Consider the following 508-nt stretch of genomic DNA (forward strand, 5'->3'; position numbering starts at 1 on the left):
ACCATCGGCAGCGGCCTCTACATGATCATGGTGCGCGCGTTCCGCGACACGCCGGTGGTGTGGGCCGGCGCGGTTTCGGCGTTCCTGCTGTTCCTGCTCGGCTGGTTCGTCACCGATCCGCTGGCGGTTTCGCAAAGGGATGCCGTTCTGCTCGCCACGTTCGGCGCGTCCTTTGCGTTGTCCTCGATCCTGTGGACGGAGGGCGCGCGGCTCATCCCGCCGGCCGAATCCGGACTGCTCGGCTCGGCCGAAGTGCCGTTCGCGATCCTGTTTGCCTTCCTGTTCCTGGGCGAGATTGCACCAGCCGCCAGCATGATCGGCGGCGTCATCGTGTTGTGCGCGGTGTTCGCCCATGCGGGGCGGGATTGGCTGAGGGCCCGCTCGCAACGCATGGCCGGCCCGCAACGCGTGGCGTCAAATATTTCTTAAAAAAGTGACACAGTCACGGAACCATCATCCGGGTCAGGCATTATGGATGCGACGGGCCATCCCCAAGTCCCCCCAAACC

The 508-nt window shown here is 64.8% G+C and carries 1 protein-coding gene; it reads left to right on the forward strand.

Features of this window, described 5'->3' with window-relative positions:
• Positions 1–429, forward strand: a 429-nt coding sequence (locus EN906_RS36690; RefSeq protein WP_164777732.1) for an EamA family transporter, incomplete at its 5' end; no start/stop codon positions are given.
• Positions 430–508 lie beyond the last annotated feature (79 nt).

Origin of the sequence: Mesorhizobium sp. M7A.F.Ca.CA.004.06.1.1 (assembly GCF_003999135.1) — a bacterium.
GTDB lineage: Bacteria > Pseudomonadota > Alphaproteobacteria > Rhizobiales > Rhizobiaceae > Mesorhizobium.